The organism is Pseudomonas sp. PsB (assembly GCF_043658375.1).
GTDB classification, from domain to species: domain Bacteria; phylum Pseudomonadota; class Gammaproteobacteria; order Pseudomonadales; family Pseudomonadaceae; genus Aquipseudomonas; species Aquipseudomonas putida_Z.
The window spans coordinates 60186-78777 of the sequence record NZ_JBIGLU010000017.1 but is presented as its reverse complement, the minus strand read 5'-3'; the positions used below and the strand labels follow the sequence as shown (position 1 = coordinate 78777).

The following is an 18592-nucleotide window of genomic DNA, read 5'->3' as shown; positions in this document are numbered from 1 at the left end:
GAGGCTAATAATGTACGCACTCAGAGACAGTGGTGCCGGCGCCTGTGACAAGGACGCAGTGCAGAGCCTGGCACCTCAGCCACGTACAGTTCGCGAGACTGGCCTGGCGGAAAGCTTTCTCGGTGATTTGCTGTGCAAGCACCTGCATGACGCCGGTACGCTGGACCTGTCGCGCTTGGTCGAGCGCCTTGCGCTGACCGGTGCGGTGGTGGAAGAAGTGCTGGCCTTTCTGCGCAAGGATGGCCGCGTCGAAGTACTGGGCCAGGTCGGTGTGCAAACGGGGGGGCAGGTGCTGCGTTACGGCTTGACCGAACGCGGCCGCGGTACCGCCCGAGATGCACTGGCGCGCAGCGGCTACATCGGCGCGGCGCCCTTCCCCGTAAGTGCCTACCGTGACCTGCTCAAGCTGCAGACCATCCACCATGGCCGCATCAGTACGCAGGACATGCATGCGGCGTTCGCTGGCGTCGTGCTCTCGGAGAGCATGCTCGATCAACTGGGCGTAGCGTTGAACTCAGGGCGCGCCATCATGATTTATGGCCCCGCAGGTACCGGCAAGACCTACATCAGCAGCCGGTTGATTCGCCTGTTCGCCGAATCCATCTGGGTACCGCATGCCATAGAAATCAATGAGTCGGTCATCGAGGTGTATGACCCTCAGGTGCATCAGCGCCTGGAGGAGGAGGGTCAACCCACCAGCCTGTTGCTGAACGAAGGCATCGATCGCCGGCTGGTGCGCTGCAAACGCCCCGTAGTGATCACTGGCGGCGAACTGGGCATGGAGCAACTGGATGTCCGCTTCGATCCCAGTACCCGTCAGTACCAGGCCTCCTTGCAACTCAAGGCCAGTAATGGCCTGTTCATCATCGACGACATGGGGCGCCAGCGCATGGCCCCGGCCGAACTGCTCAACCGCTGGATCGTGCCGATGGAAGAGAAGCGCGACTTCCTCAACCTGGGTGGCGGGCGTCATTGTGAGCTGCCGTTCGATCTGGTGCTGGTGTTCTCCACCAACCTCAACCCGCTGGAGTTGGCTGACGAGGCCTTCTTGCGGCGCATTGGCTACAAGCTGCAGTTCAGCTACCTGAAAGTCGATGAGTACGAACGTATCTGGCGCCAGGAATGCGAACGCCTGGGCCTGGATTACGACCCGCTGCTGTTGCGTTACGCGCTACAGGCGCTGTACGAGGCCGAAGGCGTGCCGCTGGTGCCCTGCCACCCTCGCGACCTGCTGAACATGGCACTTGACCGCCAGCGTTATCTGGGGGGCGAGGGGCCGTTGTCGGAGCAGGAGCTGAAATGGGCCTGGCAAAGCTACTTCGTGCAGATCGACTTCCTTGGATGAGGAGATGCAGACATGAGTGCCCGTACGCTGATCCTGGTTGCCGTTTCCCTGTCCTTGGGGCTTGGCGCCGCCTTGATGGCCAACAACTGGCTCAATGGTCGGCTCAACGCCGCCCCGGATGACAACATGAAGAACGTGGTGGTCGCCACGGTGGAGATCCCGTTCGGGCAGATGATCGAGGCGCAGCAAGTCGCCATCGTGCGCATGCCCAAGGATGCGGTACCTGATGATGCCTTTGACAGCAATGAAAAGGTGGTTGGCAAGATTGCCACTTTTGCATTGTTGCGCGGCGATGTGCTGCGTAGCGCTCGCCTGGCCGAGCACCTGGGTGGCAGTACCCTGGCTTCGTTGATTGCTCCAGACAAGCGCGCCATTTCGGTGCGTGTGGATGACGTGGTCGGGGTGGGCGGGTTCCTGTTGCCGGGTAACCGGGTCGATGTTCTGGCAACCAAGCAAAGCAATGGCGGTAGTAATGACGCTGAGTCCAGAACCATCCTCCAGGACCTCCGGGTATTGGCCGTGGACCAGACTGCGGGGACGGACAAGACCCAGCCGGTGGTAGTACGTGCCGTGACCCTGGAAATGTCGGCCAAAGAGGCCGAGGTGCTGGTCAGGGCGCAATCCGAAGGCAAGTTGCAACTGGCCCTGCGCAATCCGCTGGACGCTCAGAAGCAGGCGCCAGCCTTAGTCGCTGTCGAGCCGGTGAAGGCTGCAACGCCAGCAATCAAACCCCAACCGAGACCGGTGGTAAATCGTAGTAGTGAAGGTGGCTCGGTCACCATCATCCGCGGGACTGAAGTTGAAGTAGCGAAAGCGCGGTTCTAAAGCAGCTGGCGTCCGAATGGCTAACTTTCGGCAGGAACAAGAACACCTCGCAAGGAGTTGTGCATGAATACTTTGCAGAGATTAGGGATGTACCTGTTGTGCGGGCTGGGTACGCAGCTGCTGTTCGTCGGTGTGACGCAGGCTGCAGAACCGGGATCGGGATACAGCGCCATGCCGGCGGCCAACACCAATATGATCCAGGTACCCATCTACAAGTCGCGTACGATCAGCGCTCGTACGCCGGTGAGGAAAATCTCGGTCGGCAATCCGGATATCGCCGATATCCTGATCACCAGCCCGACCCAGCTCTACCTGCTCGGCCGTTCCCTGGGCACTACCAACGTGCTGCTGTGGGACAACAACAACCGCTTGATCGAGACCATGGATGTGGAGGTCGTGCATGACCTCACCGGGCTCAAGACCAAACTGCACCAGTTGCTGCCCGAGGAGAATATCGAAGTGTTCAGCGCCCAGGGCGCGCTGGTACTGCGTGGCCAGGTGCGCAGCGCCGCTGCCATGGACACGGCAATGAAGGTCGCCAAGACCTATGCCGCGCAAACCTCGAGCGTGGTGCAAGGCAAGGGTGAAGCCGCTGAAGCGGCACCGGCCCAGTCGCTGGAGGTGATCAACCTGCTCAGCGTCGGTGGCAGCCAGCAGGTGATGTTGGAAGTGAAAGTGGCCGAGATGCAGCGCAGCCTGATCAAGAACCTCAACGTGCGCTTCAATGCCCTTGGCTCATCCGGCAATTGGAGCGGTGGCGGGTTCAACAATGGTCAAGGGCTGGGCCTGACTCCAGGCGGCGGGTCGATCCTTTCGCCAGGTTCGCTGATTGGTGGCGGCAAAGGTTTGTTCGCCCAGTTCCTGTCCGACGATTTCCTGTTCAATGTGGTGCTGGAAGCGTCCAAGGACAATGGTTCGGCCAAAGTGCTGGCCGAGCCCACTCTCACCACGCTGACCGGCCAGCAGGCCGAGTTCATTTCCGGTGGCGAGTTCCCGATCCCGATCACCGAGGATGATGGCATCACCATCGAATACAAGGAATTCGGTGTCGGCGTGAAGTTCCTGCCGGTGGTGCTCGAATCCGGGCGTATCAACCTCAACCTGAATGTCTCGGTAAGCGAGCTCTCCAACGTCAACTCGCTGGTACTCGACACGGGACTGAACAGTATTCTGGGCGATGGTGTTACCCAGGTCATCCCGTCGCTGACCAAGCGCAGCGCCGAGTCCACGGTCGAACTGGGCAATGGCCAGACCATCGCCATCGCCGGTCTGATCAGTGAAAACACCCGCGATTTCGTCAGCCGTTTCCCTGGGCTGGGGGACCTGCCGATACTCGGGCACCTGTTCCGCAGCCAGTCGTTCATCAACGGTGAGACCGAACTGGTGATCCTGGTGACGCCGCACCTCGCCAAGCCTGTGGATGCCAAGGCGGTGCGCCTGCCCACCGAGAAATTTGTCGAACCCAGTGACCTGGACTTCTACCTGCTTGGCAAGACCAAGAGCAGTGAGCCCGGGCGCTCGGTGCCCGTCAGCCTCGGCGTCAGCGGTGGCAACTTTGGCCATGATCTGAATTGATCGGAGAGAACCAGCATGAGAACCATGATCGTGTGTTGCGCGCTGCTGTCGGGGTTGTCCGGTTGCATGTCGTACGACGAAGGGCGCGTTGGCCCCTTGGGCTACAGCGTCTACCAGACTACCTACCAGCAGATTGCCGACAAGCAGGTGGCTGCCAACCCAGGTACTGAACTGCCTGCTGCCGGCGCCGATGGGCCGTTGCTGGAGAAGGTGATCAATGGTTATAGGGGGGTGACTGGCGATGCGCAGCAGGTCGGTCAGCCGATCCAGATCCAAGTCACTGATTCAACTCGGTGATTGAGGGCGTGATCATGACTCCTCGAGCTCAACGGATGTTCACCGCGCCGCCAGGCCAACAGCGGGGCGCAGTAACTATCATCATTGTGATCGCCCTGTTGGCGATACTGATGATGGCCGCGTTGGTGCTCGATGGCGGTCACATGTTGCTGAACAAGACCCGACTGCAGAATGCCGTGGACGCCGCCGCCCTTAGTGGCGCAAAAACCCTGAGCCAGGTGATGGGCGCTGGTAATGCTGCCAGTACCGCACGTGATGCCGCGCTCTCTACCCTGCAAAAAAATGCGAGTGCTTTGGGCAACCAGGAGCTGGCAACGGCAATCGGCGGCAACCCTGGCGGGTTTGCGATGGTGGAACTGGCAGACAATGTCTATGGGCCTTTCTCCTTCCCAGGGCCGGCCAATGCCACCTATGTGCGGGTCTCGGTAGCGAATTATTCACTGGCGGGTTTTTTCTGGAGTTTCGCCCAGTCATTCGGTGACGGTGCCGTGGGAGCCAAGCAAGTGACGGCGATAGCCACCGCCGGACCGAGCCCGACCAGCCCATGTGATCTGGCGCCGCTGCTGGTGTGTGGCAACCCTGCTCAATACAACCCCGATGCCGGCATGTTCTGGGGGTATCGCTTTGGTGACCTGGAGGTCTTGAAATCAGCTTCCAAGAACAGCGACCCGATTGGTCCGGGTAACTTCCAGTTGCTCGATTTTGGCTCTGGCGGCAAGACCATTGGCGACCTGATGGCCGGCGGCGGTTCGGTATGCCGCAATGTCGGTGACAACGTCGCCACCAAGCCTGGCAACACGGTTGGCCCTTCCGTCAAAGGTCTGAATACGCGATTCGGCGAGTACTCCGGGTCGTTGAAGAGTTCGGACTACCCGCCCGACCTGGTGACGACCTATAGCAATCCGGTGATGAAGTACAACGACAAAACCACGCCTCACCGGGTGGAGCACCAGGGCCAACCTGTCACTTCGAATAATGGCAACCTCTCGGCCGGCGGCACGCCGCTGTTCGACTACAACGACTATGCCGCTCAGACAGCTGCATGTGTCGGAGGTGGAGGGGCGGGGTGCCAGTCGAGCGGGGTTTTTGAGCGGCGGATGCTGAAGATCGTGGTGGGGGACTGCTCGGGCAAGAACTCAGGGGCATCGTCAATTCCAGTCATCGGTTTCGGTTGCTTCTATGTAGTGCAGCCGGCCGACAACTTGGGTGGGGATTCGCAGATCTTCGGCCAGTTCGTCAAGCAATGCGAGGGTGACGGCGTGCCAGGACCTACTCCGCAAGACGATTCTGGCCCGCAGATCATCCAGCTGTACAAAACCTTTATCAGTGGCAGTGGCACACCGAGCACCGACTCCTAGGAGCGTGTCATGGAACTTTATCGGCTCAAGCGCGCGCAGCGCCAGCAAGGGGTGGCAATCGTCGAGTTCACCATCACCCTGCCGCTGTTGCTCCTGACCTTGCTGGCCTTCGGCGAATTTGGCCGCATGCTCTATCAGTACAACAGCCTGCTGCAGGGCAGCCGGGATGCCGCGCGCTTCGTCGCTAGCCAGGCCTGGAACTCGACCTTGGGCAAGGTCGAGGTGAGCGCCGACCTCGAGTGCATGACCAAGAAAGTGGCGGTGTACGGTGCACCTTCCGCGCCGCCCTGTAGCCTGACCGGGATGCCGGCCAATACCACCGTGCAGGTTACCAAGGTAGCGGGCACCAACGACCACGTGCAGGTGACCATCAGCGCGGTCTTTTCCCCACTGATCGCCAACGGCATTCCGGCCTTTATCGGTAACGGCACGGCGCTGAACTTCCCGTTGGTCGCCACCACCGTGATGAGGGCACTGTGATGAAGCGCAGAGGCATGCAGGGCGTGTACGTGGTGGAGTTCGCCATCGTCAGTGCGTTGATGTTCACGCTGCTGTTCGGGGTGCTTGAAATAGGCCGGCTGTACTACACCGTGAACGTGCTGAATGAGTCCGTTCGGCGTGGTGCACGTCTGGCAGCGGTATGCAATATCAGCGATCCGGTGGTGCTGCGCAGGGCGATATTCAACACTGCGGGCGACAGTGGTGCCAGCAGCCTGCTGGCCGGCCTGGACACCTCGGATCTGACTCTGCGTTACCTGGACAAGAACGGTGCACAGGTCGCCAACCCCGGTGATCTGGTAAGTGCCACCGGATTTGCCGCTGTCCGTTATGTGCAACTGACGCTGCAGAACTTTCAATTCAGCCTGTTTATTCCAGGGTTTGGCGTGCCCATTACCTTGCCAGTATTCAAGGCGACCTTACCTCGCGAGAGCCTCGGGCGTCATACCGAGGCGGATGTCGTACCGGAGATCACGCCATGCTGAATCTTAGGGAATCTTCCGTATCCGCTACCTCCATCAAACCCGGGATGCGTCTGTTGATCAGCAGCTCTGACGCCCTGGCCTTGCGCCAGTTGCAAGAAATCTGTCAGCGCATCTCTGGTCTGGAGGTAAATGTTCGCCAGGTGAGCAATGGGCATTGCGACCCGCTTTACGGGCTGGACCGGATGCCCGATTTCCTGCTGCTGCGCGTCGGCCAGCTGTGGCGTGAGGAACTGGCAGCCCTGTTGCAACGCCCGGCCCATGAGCGCCCGCCGCTGTTGGTGTGTGGCCTGCTGGACGATCGGGCAGGCATGCGCCTGGCAATGCAGGCCGGTGCGCGCGACTTTCTGCCGGAGCCCATCGTTGCCACGGAGCTTATCGCTGCGTTGAACCGTATGGTCATGGAAACCCAGACCAACAGCACGGCAACAGGCAAACTGGTCGCGGTGATGAATGCCAAGGGTGGCTCCGGCGGCACGGTGCTGGCCTGCAACCTGGCGCATCAGCTCAGCCTCAAGGGCAACACCCTGCTGCTTGACCTGGACCTGCAGTTTGGCAGCGTGTCGCATCATCTGGATGTGGCGCAGTCGCACAGCCAACTGGACGTGTTGCAGCAGATAAAAGAAATGGATGGTGTTGCACTGCGCGGCTTCTGCAGCCATTTCAGCCCGTCCTTGCATGTACTTGGCAGCCGCGCCAATGAGCTGTGCCTGCCGCAGGATGTCCAGGCCGAACAGCTCGATGCGCTGCTGCAGCTGGCGCGGGCCAACTATGACTGGGTAGTGGCGGACTTGCCGCGGCAGATCGATCACATCACCGCTTCGGTGCTGGAGCAGGCCGACCGGGTGTACGTCGTGGTGCAGCAGAGCGTCAACCACCTGCGCGATGCCAGTTCCCTGGCGCGCATTCTGCGTGATGACCTGGGCGTACGCGGCAATCAGCTGGAGGTGGTGGTCAACCGCTACGACAAGGCGGCGCCGGTCAGCCTCAAGGATATCGGCGAGGCGCTGCGCTGCACCAATATCGTGAAACTGCCCAATGACTTCAACGTCATCAACCAGAGCCAGAACACGGGTGTGCCATTAGGCCTGCAAGCACCTCGCTCGGCGATTACCCAGGCGCTGCGTGGGCTGGCCGAGGAATTGGTGGGCAAGCAGGTGGCAACAGACAGCGGACTGTTCAAACGCGCCTTCAAGCGTGTTTTTCGGGGGTGAACCATGCTTAGTGATTTCCGTAACCGTTTGCGCAAACAGGCAGTCACCCCCGAGGCATCGACGCCGTCGAAGCAGGGTGGCGGCGCTAAGGACCCGGCAGAGGCGTTGATGGCGTGGGAACATTCAGCACCGGATGTTCTGTTTGAAACGAAAAGCCAGGTCACATCGGTGGAAGCCGAGTGGCGGGAAAAAACCTATGCGCAACTGCTCAAGGTCATGGACCTGTCGTTGCTCGACTCGCTCGAGCAGGCTGAGGCCGTGCGGCAGATCCGCGATATCTGCCAGCGTCTGCTCGATGAGCATTCGGCGCCGGTGAGTTCTGCCAGCCGCCAGTTGATCATCAAGCAGATCACTGACGAAGTGCTTGGCCTTGGCCCGCTGGAGCCACTGCTGGCCGACCATACGGTGTCCGACATTCTGGTCAACGGCCATGACTCGGTGTACGTCGAACGGTTCGGCAAGTTGCAGCGCACCGATGTGCGTTTTCGCGATGATCAGCACCTGCTGAATATCATCGACCGCATCGTCTCCAGCCTCGGCCGGCGTATCGACGAGTCTTCGCCGTTGGTAGATGCGCGGCTCAAGGATGGTTCACGGGTCAATGCGATCATCCCGCCGCTTGCCATCGACGGGCCAAGTATCTCGATACGCCGCTTTGCGGTGGACCTGCTCAATACCGACAGCCTGATCCAGGCGGGCGCGCTGACGCCGGCCATCGCCTTGCTGCTCAAGGCGATCGTACGGGGCCGGCTGAACGTGCTGATCTCCGGCGGCACCGGCTGCGGCAAGACCACCATGCTCAATGTGCTGTCCAGTTTCATTCCCCATAACGAGCGCATCGTCACCATTGAGGACTCGGCCGAGCTGCAACTGCAGCAGCCGCATGTGGTGCGCCTGGAAACACGGCCGGCGAACATCGAGGGGCGCGGCGAGGTGGGCCAGCGTGAGCTGGTACGCAACAGCCTGCGGATGCGCCCAGACCGCATCGTGATCGGTGAGGTGCGTGGTGCCGAGGCGCTGGACATGCTGACGGCGATGAACACCGGCCACGATGGTTCACTGACCACGATCCACGCCAATACCGCGCGCGATGCGTTGGGCCGGGTCGAGAACATGGTCTTGATGTCTGGCGCTACGTTCCCGATCAAGGCCATGCGCCAGCAGATCGCATCGGCCATCGATGTGGTAATCCAATTGGAACGGCAGGAAGACGGCAAGCGGCGGTTGGTCAGCGTGCAGGAGATCAACGGCATGGAAGGTGAAATCATCACCATGACCGAGATCTTCTCATTTGTCCGCAATGGTGTGGGCGAGCAGGGCCAGGTGCTTGGTGACTTCCGGCCAAGTGGCATGGTCCCAGCGTTTCGCGATTCCTTGGCCAAGCGCGGGATCGAGTTGCCGCTGACGATGTTCAGGCCTGAATGGATGGAGGCTCGTCAGCCATGAGCCAGATACCCGTTGAATACATCCTGATATTCCTTGGCATGGTGTTCGTTGCCGTGTTTCTCCTCAGCCAAGGTTTGGTGGTGCCGGTGTTCGGCGAGGCAAGCAAGGTACGCAAGCGTATCCGTAGCCGACTGGTGATTCTGGAGCGGGCAAGTCATCTGCCGAACATGCAGACCGTGCTGCGGCAGAAGTACCTGACACGCCTGTCGCCGCTGGAGGCGCGGCTCGAGCAGTTACCCTTCATGGCGTCGCTGACGCAAATGATCGAGCAGGCCGGGCATGAGTACCGGGCCTATCGGGTACTACTGCTGGGGTTGGCGCTGGCAGCTGCTGTCGGGATGCTGGCTTGGATGTTCTTTCCTTACTGGTGGCTGGCGCTGGCGGCAGCGTTCGTGGCGTTCTGGCTGCCGCTGCTGAAAATTACCCGTGACCGTGGCAAGCGTTTCGCCAAGTTTGAAGAGGGCTTGCCGGATGCGCTGGAAGCTATGTGCCGGGCATTGCGCGCCGGGCACCCTTTTAATGAAACCCTGCGTCTGGTGGCAGATGAGCACAAGGGGCCGGTGGCGCATGAGTTTGGCCTGACCTTCGCCGATATCAACTACGGTAATGATGTGCGCCGGGCCATGCTTGGCCTGCTAGAGCGGATGCCAAGCATGACTGTGATGATGCTGGTCACCTCGATCCTTATTCACCGTGAGACTGGCGGCAACCTGACGGAGGTACTGGAGCGCTTGAGCAATTTGATACGCGGGCGTTTCCGCTTTCAGCGCAAGATCAAGACAATGTCGGCCGAAGGGCGTATGTCGGCTTGGGTGCTGGTGGCCATTCCCTTCCTGCTGGCGGCAGCGATCATTATCACGAGCCCAAATTATCTGACGATGCTGATCAAGGATCCTACTGGGCAAAAGTTGGTCATGGGGGCTTTTGGCTCCATGTTGGTGGGGATTTTCTGGATTCGTAAGATTATCCGTATCCAGATTTAGGCAGTTCTCGCATGGGGGCGTCGGTCATGGACTATTTGCTCGGTTTATTGAGTGGGGTGACGGACAACGAGGCATTGGCACGCTTGCTGATCGTCGGTGCGATCGGGGTAAGCACGGTCATTGCCGTTATCACTGTGACGTTACTGGTGCAGGGTTTGCAGAGCCCACTGCAGCGTCGTCTTGCACTGATCAAGCGTGATCACTCCAGCGCTGCGGCCGGGCGAGAGGCGCCAGGCAACCTTCAGCTTCTACTGGAGCGGGTTGGTCGGCGCGTTACCCCGTCTACGGATGGGCAGGTGTCGGCTACTCGAACCCTGTTGACCCACGCGGGTTATGGTTCGGCGTCGGCGGTACAGGTGTATTGGGCGGTGCGTTTGCTGTTGCCGTTGCTGCTGGTAGGCGTCTCGCTGTTGGTACTGCCACTGGTTCCAAACCTTTCCCTGATGATGGGCATGGGATTGGTGGCCATGGGAGCGGCCGTCGGATGGCTTCTGCCGGCAATCTATGTCGACAAGCGAAAGAATGCTCGGCAAGGTCGGTTGCGTGCAGCCTTCCCTGATGCCCTGGACCTGATGGTGGTTTGCGTGGAGTCGGGCCTAGCGTTGCCCCAGGCCATCGAGCGGGTGGCTGAAGAAATGTCGGTCAGCCAGGCCGAGCTGGCCGAGGAACTGGCCTTGGTCAATGCGCAGATCCGCGCCGGCATTTCCAGTACCGAAGCGCTCAGACAACTGGCGGACCGCACCGGCCTGGAAGACATCCAGGGTCTGGTCAGCCTGTTGGCCCAGAGCATCCGCTTCGGTACCAGCGTAGCGGCCACCTTGCGCATCTATGCCGAGGAGTTTCGTGACCGGCGCATGCAGGCCGCCGAGGAAATGGGCGCGAAGATCGGAACAAAGCTGGTTTTTCCGCTAATTTTCTGTCTGTGGCCAAGCTTTTTTCTGGTTGCCATCGGCCCGGTGATCATCGGGATACTTAAAACGTTCGGGAAGCCATGACATGAACAGGATCAGCTTGCTGTTGACCATGATAGCCGTGCTTTCGGGGTGCCAGAGCACGGGGCCTGACCTGAATGGGGTGCGTTCTGTCTACTCCGGTGGCAATTCGGTGCTCTACCAGGTGCAGTCGCAAAGCAACTCGCCCGACCAGGCGATGCAGATGGCGGCGATGGCTTACCAGGCCGGTGACCTGGACCAGGCACTGTACCAGTACCTGCGCGTCCTTGAGCTGGCGCCCGAGCGTCAAGAAGCCCTGGTCTGGGTTGGCCGTATTCACCGCGAACGGGGCAATAACCAGCTTGCCGAGATGGCCTTTACCGAGGTACTGGGCAAGGCACCTGAAAACCCCGATGCCCTGACGGAAATGGGCCTGCTGAACCTGTCCATGCGTAAACATGAGCAAGCCAAGGTGATGCTTTTGAAGGCAGTTGCCGTGGATCAGAAACGCTTTGCCAAGGACCCAGCCAATACCCAGACAGGGGCGGCTGCGCTCAGGGTCGACAGCAAGTCACCACTCAAGGCCTACAACGGGCTGGGGGTGCTCGCGGATCTGGCCGACAACTTCGCCGAGGCGCAGACCTACTACCGCCTGGCCGAGCTCATCGATCCACATTCGGCGTTGGTGCAGAACAGCCTGGGGTACTCCTACTACATGGCCGGGCAATGGGCCGATGCCGAGCTTCGGTACAAACGTGGTGTGAGCTACGACGGCACGTACAAACCGCTTTGGCGCAACTATGGGTTGCTGCTGGCTCGCATGGGGCGCTATGAAGAAGCGGTGTCTGCCTTCGAACAGGTCGAAAAGCGTGCAGAGGCCAGCAATGATGTCGGCTATGTCTGCCTGGTGGAAGGCAAGCTGGATGTGGCTGAGCAGTTCTTCCGCAGCGCGATCGAGTTGTCGCCGGGGCACTATCCCGTCGCCTGGGAAAACCTGAACAGGGTCCAGCAGATTCGGCAAATCCGCCAGCTGGGCGGCGATGTAGCGATGCCCGAGCCGGTTGCAGTTGGGCCGGCCGTGCAGGTGACAACCGCGTCGGCGCCTTGATGCCTGACATATAGCGTAAACGGGGCTGCTACGCAGCCCATCGCCGGCAAGCCAGCTCCCACAGGTACCGCGCAGAATTCAGGCGTTGCGCGATCCCTGTGGGAGCTGGCTTGCCGGCGATGGGCCGCAAAGCGGCCCCCAATTGGTCCACTTCACCTGTGGGTGAGCGGTACTTCAATAGCCAACGCTGCTTGCCCCAACGGATGCGTACTGGCATCAAAGAAGTGCAGTACCGTCTCCGGCATATCCCCGAACCTGTCGACAAAATGCTGCTTCTGGTTGATCACCGATGCCTCGCTCAACGGCCTTATGGCAACCGACAGATGCATCGGCCGGGCCTGTCGGATGGCTTCGAGCAGATGCTGGTCACTGCTGTCCAGGTGCAGCCCGAACAGGCATAGCCCCTGGCTTTCCCGCGCCAGTTGCCCCAGGCACCAGCCCAGGTAGTCAGAGTTGCGGATGGCGCGCAGTTTCTCGTCGCTGCGGTCTTCGTTGACGAACAGCGGCACTTCGCCCGGGATGTTCACGGCAAAACCATCGAGCAGTTCGGCGCTGTCGGCGCTGCGTTGGCGGGTGGTGCCGTCCGGCAGCTTGAGCAGGTGCAGGCCGCCATGCAGATGCAGCACCCGCGTGCCTTCGCCGTTGGTGCGGCGCACGTCGAAGAAGCCTTGCTCGTCGAACAGTTCGGCGAAGCCGTGCGGTGCGTGTTGCACGGCCCACGGTAGCAGCAGGTCGTAGTTGCTGGTGTAGACGCTGCGGTAGCCGCGCAGGGCCTGGTTGAGGGTTGCCAGGGTCGTGGCCGGCATGAGTGGCCACGGCAGGTGCACGGTGCGTACGGCGTGTATCAGCGCTTCCTTGATCGAGTAGTAGCGGTTCAGCGGCGCGGTGGAGTTGATGGCCAGCGCGGCGTTGGTGCGCACGGTGGTGTTGAGGGCGCTGAGCACCGGCTCGAACAGTTCCGTACCCAGCGACTTGAACAGTGCCTGATCGCTCACGGCCAGGCCTTTCTTGCGGCCGGCACGTTGCGCTTCCTCGAACAGCGAGAAGTAGCCGAACGGCTTCCACAGCACGCGGCTGGCGCCGTTGCCCAGCAGCAGGGCGTCGCAAGGGTGGCGGGCGGCGAGTTCCGGCCAGGGGGTGAGGGTAGCGTCTAGTGCGGGCATGCTGGGGTCCGTTGGGTGGAGCGGGAACGGGGGCGACTTTAGCATGTCATGCAAGGTGTGCGAGGGTTGTATCCAGGCAAGGGCCTTGTGTCGGCAATGCCGGCCCCTTCGCGGGCACGCCCGCTCCCACAGGAATTACACTGCCCTTGAATTCAGTGCAGTACCTGTGGGAGCGGGCGTGCCCGCGAAGAGGCCAGAACAGGCAGCGCAAGGTTCACAGAACGATAAAGGACTTATCCATGCGCAATCCCATGTTCAGTTTCTTGGCTTTGACCGCTTTGCTCACTGTATCGGCCGCTTCCGCCAGCAATGGCAAGGCCCTGGCCACCGCCCACGGCATTGCGCACCCGGCGGTGATCGCCCACCGCGGCGCCTCGTACGATGCCCCGGAATCCACCCCCCCTGCATACCTGCTGGCCCGCGACCAGGGCGCCGACTACCTGGAACTCGACCTGCAACGCAGCAGTGACGGCGTGCTGGTGGTGGTCCATGACGATGTGCTGTCGCGTACCAGCGATGTCGCCGAGCGCTTCCCAGAGCGAAAGGACAGCCCGGTCAGCGCCTTCACGCTCGCCGAGCTGAAGTCGCTGGATGCTGGCAGCTGGTTCAACCAGGCCTACCCGGCGCGCGCCCGGGCCTCTTTCCGCAAACTGCCGATCCTCACCCTGGACGAGGTCATCGACATCGCCGAAGGCAACCCCGAGCGGCACCCTGGGTTGTACATCGAGACCAAGGTCCCCAAGCAGTTCCCGGGTATCGAGCAGGACCTGAAGGCGCGCCTCGCAGCCCGCGGCTGGCTCGACCGGCCAGGCCGTGTGGTGTTGCAGACCTTCGACCGCAACAGCCTGGCGTTGCTGCACGAGGCCATGCCGCAGGTGCCGAAGGTACTCCTGCTGTGGGTGGGGACAAAAACCATCGAGCCCGCTTCCGGGCAGGATTTCGCTGACTCGGGTGAAACCGACAAGGCCGCGTTCTATGCCCGTCAGCAGCCGAAGTCAGGCAGAATTCCTGCGCTGGCTCGATCAGGCCAGGCAGGGCGGTGCGGTCGGTACGGGGCCTTCTGCCATGCGCACTCATCTGGGCGAACAGAGCTATGCCGACCTGATCCAGCCCTGGATGAACCAGGCCAGCCAGGCGCGAGAATTGCTGGTGCATGCGTACACCCTCGACGAACCGGTGGACTTCGACAAGGCAATGAAGGCAGGTGTCGACGGGATCTTTACCAACCGCACGGGGGCGTTGCTACGGTTCTATCAGCGTCCGGCGGAGCCAGAGGTGGTGATGCTGGAGAGATTGGGATACTGAATGGTTGCAGGCGGATGGTTTGTAGCGGCCAAAGCGCTGAACAGTCGGTCACAGGTGATCATGCTGGTCAGGCGGGCCTATGTCAGTGAGCAAGGGCCTTCAGTACATGATCTGGATCGTTGCGTATCGCACGTAACAATGCCTTGGCTGGCCCGGTCGGTTCTCGTCGGCCTTGTTCCCAATTTCTCAGCGTGGCGACCTGAACATCGATCATCTCGGCAAAGCGTACTTGTGAAAGCCCTGTTGCCCTGCGGATGCTTCGTACCTGAAGAGCATCGATTGCGAATTCGCGAGAAGGCGCGCACTTGCCCTGGAGGATGTCGTCCATCTGTTGAACGCTCTCCATCAGTTCGTCAAAAAAGCGGTTCATGCATGCCTCCAGTGTTCAATGATGGACTTCAATGCCTTGCGCTGCTCGCTGGACAGATCGGGCTGCTCATTTTTGCCGTAGATGTAGAGCATGGCTATCTGTGATCTGGATATGAAGTGGTAGTAGATAACCCTGGCACCACCGCGTTTTCCATGCCCGTTAGCGGGCACTCGTATTTTGCGTAGGCCACCGGTTCCCTCAATCAGGTCTCCTGTCTCAGGTGAAGCCATGAGCCTGACTTGCAGCAAGCGATAGGTGTCATCATCAAGGAGTTCTCTGACTCGCTTGGTGAACAAGGTTGTTTCAGTGAAAAACATAGCAGAGTGTACGCCATTGGCGTAGCTGCCGGTTATCCAGCGCTACAGATAAGGGAGTGCCCGGCCGTGTTTTCAGAGCGGGAAAACGAGGCTAGCGAACAAGGTTGTCGCTAGCCCATCATCCTTTTCCGAATGCCGAGTAGTCCTTTTCTCTGTAGGAGGCAAATTTGTGGCATCAACTCGCCCGTCAGCCTTGTTCGGTCACCTTCACACTGCGACTCCTGTTACGCCAAACCCGATAGGCGCGAATGCCCGCCCGCACCGAGCCGAACAGCAGTTTGTCTTCCATCTCCCGGGCCATCCCCGAGCGCACCAGCATGCGCAGGAAGGTGCCGCGGGCGCGGGCGATGGCGAAGAAGATGCCCTGGGCGGCCAGGGTGTCGCGCACTTCGCGCAGGGCGGCGATGCCGCTGACGTCGATGCTGGTTACCGCTTCGGCATCGAACAGCACGGCCTTGGGCTGGTCCTGGCTCTGCACCGCCTCAAGCAGGCGCATCTTGAAGTAGTCGGCGTTGAAGAACAGGATCGCGTCGTCGAAGCGGTACACCACCAGGCCTGGCACGGTGCGGGCATCCTTGTGTTTGCGGATGTCCACCTGGCCTTCGGTGCCCGGCAGCCAGCCCAGCACCGCGTCGGTGGGCTGATAGATGCTGTACAGCAGGCGCAGGATTGCCAGGGTCACGGCAAACACGATACCGGGCAGCACGCCCAGGCTCAGCACCCCGACCGTGGTCAGCAGGCACAGCCAGAACTCGAAGCGGCTCAGGCGGCGAATGTGCCCCAGCGACTTGATGTCGATCAGCCCCCAGCCGGCCATCAGCAGCACGGCGCCCAGCGCGGCCTGCGGAATCCACGCCATCGGCGCGGTGAAGAACAGCAGGATCAGGGCGATGACCAGCGCGGCGATGATGCCCACCAGCTGGCTCTTGCCACCGACCATGTCGTTGACCGCCGTGCGCGAGTCTGCGCCGCTGATGGCAAAACCCTGGGAAACGCCGGCAGCCAGGTTGCTTACGCCCAGGGCGACGAATTCGTGGTTGGCGTTGATCGCGTAGCCGTGCCGGGCGGCAAAGCTGCGTGCGGTGAGCATGGCGCTGCAGAAGCTGACGGTGGCGATACCCAGGGCGTCGCGCAGCAGGCTTTTCATTTCTGCCAGGTTACTGTGTGGCCAGGCCAACTGCGGGATGCCGGCAGGCACCGGGCCGAGAATGGCGACGCCGAAGCGGTCGAGGCCGAACAGGCCGACCAGCAGCATGAACAGCGCCACTACCGTCAGCGCCGCGGGCAGGCGGGGGTAGCGCCGTGGCAGCCAGATCAGCAGGCCCAGTGCGGCGAGGCCGATGAGCAGCGTCACCCAGTGGATTTCGCCCAGGCGCTGGAAGAAGTTGATCAGGCTGAGGATGAAGCCGTCGCCCTCGATCTTGAACCCCACCACCTTGGACAACTGCCCGGCGATCAGGCTCAGGCCGATACCGTTGAGATAGCCGATCAGGATCGGCCGCGAGAAGAAACTGGCGATGAACCCGGCCCGGGCCACCCCGGCCGCGATCAGCATTACCCCGACCAGCAAGGTGACGATCACCGACAGTTCGGCAATCCGGTGCGGCTCGCCCATGGCCAACGGCGCCACGGCGCCGGCGATCATCGCGCAGGTGGCGGCATCAGGGCCTACCATCAGCTGGCGCGAGCTGCCGATCAGGGCGTAGACCATCATCGGCAGCACACAGGCGTACAGGCCGTACTGCGGCGGCAGGCCGACGATCTGCGCGTAGGCGATGGCAATGGGAATCTGGATCGCCGCCACCGAGAGGCCGGCCTGCAGGTCGGCGTGGAACCACTCGCGGCGGTAGTGCAGCAGGTTGGCAAGGCCCGGTAGCCAGCGGGAGAGAAACATGCGTCGTCCTTTCGAAATGCTTCACGAATCCATCCACGCATTGAAGCGGATCGGCAGGCAAATGGCCATGGGGCAGGTCAAAGGGAGGGGGAGAAACGAAAAAAGGAGCCTGGGCCCCTTTTGACAGCGATGACGTTGCGGGAACGCCATGCGGGAATGCGATGTGGAGCGGGTAGAGGGAATCGAACCCTCAACTAAAGCTTGGGAAGCTTTCGTTTTGCCACTAAACTATACCCGCGTTTGCGCAGCACTTTTTACCAGAACCCTCAACGAATTAGAAGCCCAAGTTATAAAAAAGCTTGTCGGCGCCCCCTGGCTTGCGGGTCTCATCCACAGGACGCCGAGCTGCTCAGATGGCCAATGCATGCTGCCCCTGTTTTACAGGCTGGTAACGGTGACGAGGCTCACGCATGGTTGGCTTCAGGAACCCCAGCATGACGCTGCGGGTGTCCTCGCAAGCGGTCTTGTTTTCCATGTCCAGGAAGTGGCCTGCGTCGCGGATCACGCTGAAGTGGCTGCGGCCCACGTGCTTGCTGAACTGCCGCGCATCTTCGACCGTGGTGTACTCGTCGCGGTCGCCGTTGATGAACAGCACCGGGATGTCGATATTGCGTGCACCATCCAGCGCCCGCTCCAGGTCATGTTGCAGCACCTCGTTGATGTGGAAGTGCATCTGCGCGTACTCGTGGCTGTCCAGGCTGCTGACGTGGCGGTAGTTGAAGCGCTTGAACAGTGACGGCAGGTGCTTGCCGATGGTGTCGTTGACCAGGTTGCCGACCTGATAGCGGTCGCAGGCGGCCAGGTACTGGCAACCGCGGTCCAGGTAGTCACGCATCGGTTCGTTGATCACCGGCGAGAAAGAACTCACCACAGCCTTCTTCACACCCCGCGGCTGGTGCGCCAGCGCCAGCAGCGTACTTGCGCCACCCCACGAGAACGACATCACGTGGTCTGCCTGGAAGTGCTCGATCAGCTCGAGGAGGATATGTGCTTCGGTCTCCTTGCTGATAAAGCGTTCCTGGCGATTGTGCGGCTTGGATTTGCCCGCGTATGGCTGGTCGAACAGTACTACGTTGAACTGCGGGTGCAGGTTACGTACCGTCTGGGCGAACGAGGCCGTGGTGGCCAGCGAGCCATTGATCAAAATGATCGTATTCTCGGCCGCATCCGCGCGATAGAACTCCGTGTAAACCCGATACTGACCTTGGATATCAAGTACAGCGATTTCTGGCCTCATGTCATCGACTCCTGGCGCAAAAAGGGTATTCGCGTCACCTAGGGTGCACGTTCTTTATGACAGGTAGGCATTTGCCTGAAGAGAAACCGGGGGGCCCTGTGTCGATCCTTGGCACGTGCGTCGACGGTATTGTTTTTGGTGGGCAATTTGCCGTGCCCCAAGGCATCGAGGCCCTGGGTGGCCGGCAAAAGGTGTCTTCGACTGCGGGCGTGACTTGGTAGTCACATGCAGACTGACGATTTG

Annotated in this window: 17 protein-coding genes, 1 tRNA gene and 1 pseudogene; 13 read left to right on the top strand and 6 right to left on the bottom strand. The window is 60.9% G+C overall.

The window, feature by feature from the left end:
- Positions 1–10: 10 nt before the first annotated feature.
- The 12 genes from ACGLHT_RS19645 to ACGLHT_RS19590 all read left to right on the top strand — a co-directional run bounded on the left by ACGLHT_RS19645 (position 11) and on the right by ACGLHT_RS19590 (position 12063).
- Positions 11–1345, top strand: coding sequence for an AAA family ATPase (locus ACGLHT_RS19645; RefSeq protein ID WP_274120339.1), 1335 nt, complete (start codon positions 11–13; stop codon positions 1343–1345).
- Between the two features lie 12 nt (positions 1346–1357).
- On the top strand, positions 1358–2170 hold the full coding sequence (cpaB, locus tag ACGLHT_RS19640; protein ID WP_274120338.1) for a Flp pilus assembly protein CpaB: 813 nt from the start codon (positions 1358–1360) through the stop codon (positions 2168–2170).
- Positions 2171–2257: 87 nt separating this feature from the next.
- A complete protein-coding gene (locus tag ACGLHT_RS19635; RefSeq protein ID WP_075046196.1) occupies positions 2258–3745 on the top strand; it encodes a type II and III secretion system protein family protein in 1488 nt (495 codons plus the stop codon).
- A gap of 15 nt (positions 3746–3760) precedes the next feature.
- On the top strand, positions 3761–4042 hold the full coding sequence (locus tag ACGLHT_RS19630; RefSeq protein WP_075046195.1) for a hypothetical protein: 282 nt from the start codon (positions 3761–3763) through the stop codon (positions 4040–4042).
- Between the two features lie 11 nt (positions 4043–4053).
- On the top strand, positions 4054–5400 hold the full coding sequence (locus ACGLHT_RS19625) for a TadE/TadG family type IV pilus assembly protein (RefSeq protein WP_394520101.1): 1347 nt from the start codon (positions 4054–4056) through the stop codon (positions 5398–5400).
- A 9-nt stretch (positions 5401–5409) separates the two neighbouring features.
- Positions 5410–5880, top strand: coding sequence for a TadE/TadG family type IV pilus assembly protein (locus ACGLHT_RS19620; protein WP_274120336.1), 471 nt, complete (start codon positions 5410–5412; stop codon positions 5878–5880).
- Positions 5880–6383 carry a TadE/TadG family type IV pilus assembly protein gene (locus tag ACGLHT_RS19615; RefSeq protein ID WP_025340452.1) on the top strand — a complete coding sequence of 168 codons (504 nt, stop codon included), beginning with the start codon at positions 5880–5882 and terminating at the stop codon, positions 6381–6383. The genes ACGLHT_RS19620 and ACGLHT_RS19615 overlap by 1 nt, the downstream gene beginning before the upstream one ends.
- Positions 6377–7594, top strand: coding sequence for an AAA family ATPase (locus tag ACGLHT_RS19610; protein WP_274120335.1), 1218 nt, complete (start codon positions 6377–6379; stop codon positions 7592–7594). The genes ACGLHT_RS19615 and ACGLHT_RS19610 overlap by 7 nt, the downstream gene beginning before the upstream one ends.
- 3 nt (positions 7595–7597) lie before the next feature.
- Positions 7598–9040, top strand: a complete 1443-nt coding sequence (locus tag ACGLHT_RS19605) for a CpaF family protein (RefSeq protein ID WP_274120334.1) — start codon at positions 7598–7600, stop codon at positions 9038–9040.
- Positions 9037–10023 carry a type II secretion system F family protein gene (locus tag ACGLHT_RS19600; RefSeq protein WP_274120333.1) on the top strand — a complete coding sequence of 329 codons (987 nt, stop codon included), beginning with the start codon at positions 9037–9039 and terminating at the stop codon, positions 10021–10023. The genes ACGLHT_RS19605 and ACGLHT_RS19600 overlap by 4 nt, the downstream gene beginning before the upstream one ends.
- Positions 10024–10049: 26 nt before the next feature.
- The gene (locus ACGLHT_RS19595; RefSeq protein ID WP_274120332.1) at positions 10050–11018 is read left to right on the top strand and encodes a type II secretion system F family protein; all 969 of its coding nucleotides are present in this window, start codon (positions 10050–10052) and stop codon (positions 11016–11018) included.
- Between the two features lies 1 nt (position 11019).
- Positions 11020–12063 (top strand): lipopolysaccharide assembly protein LapB, encoded by a 1044-nt coding sequence (locus ACGLHT_RS19590; RefSeq protein ID WP_137162313.1) that lies wholly within the window; start codon positions 11020–11022, stop codon positions 12061–12063.
- A 152-nt stretch (positions 12064–12215) separates the two neighbouring features.
- Here ACGLHT_RS19590 and ACGLHT_RS19585 read toward each other — a convergent pair whose 3' ends face one another.
- Positions 12216–13226 carry a DUF4917 family protein gene (locus ACGLHT_RS19585; protein WP_274120331.1) on the bottom strand — a complete coding sequence of 337 codons (1011 nt, stop codon included), beginning with the start codon at positions 13224–13226 and terminating at the stop codon, positions 12216–12218.
- Between the two features lie 251 nt (positions 13227–13477).
- On the opposite strand from ACGLHT_RS19585, the pseudogene ACGLHT_RS19580 reads away from it, so the two are divergent.
- A pseudogene (locus tag ACGLHT_RS19580) lies at positions 13478–14531 on the top strand (glycerophosphodiester phosphodiesterase family protein).
- A gap of 82 nt (positions 14532–14613) precedes the next feature.
- Here ACGLHT_RS19580 and nadS read toward each other — a convergent pair.
- The 5 genes from nadS to phaG form a co-directional block, all read right to left on the bottom strand.
- Positions 14614–14901 (bottom strand): NadS family protein, encoded by a 288-nt coding sequence (nadS, locus tag ACGLHT_RS19575; protein ID WP_137162311.1) that lies wholly within the window; start codon positions 14899–14901, stop codon positions 14614–14616.
- On the bottom strand, positions 14898–15218 hold the full coding sequence (locus tag ACGLHT_RS19570) for a type II toxin-antitoxin system RelE/ParE family toxin (protein ID WP_137162310.1): 321 nt from the start codon (positions 15216–15218) through the stop codon (positions 14898–14900). The genes nadS and ACGLHT_RS19570 overlap by 4 nt, the downstream gene beginning before the upstream one ends.
- Before the next feature lie 187 nt (positions 15219–15405).
- Positions 15406–17112, bottom strand: a complete 1707-nt coding sequence (locus ACGLHT_RS19565) for a SulP family inorganic anion transporter (protein ID WP_137162309.1) — start codon at positions 17110–17112, stop codon at positions 15406–15408.
- 164 nt (positions 17113–17276) lie between these two features.
- A tRNA-Gly gene (locus tag ACGLHT_RS19560) sits at positions 17277–17350 on the bottom strand.
- 111 nt (positions 17351–17461) lie between these two features.
- Positions 17462–18349 carry a (R)-3-hydroxydecanoyl-ACP:CoA transacylase gene (gene phaG / locus ACGLHT_RS19555; protein ID WP_137162308.1) on the bottom strand — a complete coding sequence of 296 codons (888 nt, stop codon included), beginning with the start codon at positions 18347–18349 and terminating at the stop codon, positions 17462–17464.
- Between the last annotated feature and the right edge of the window lie 243 nt (positions 18350–18592).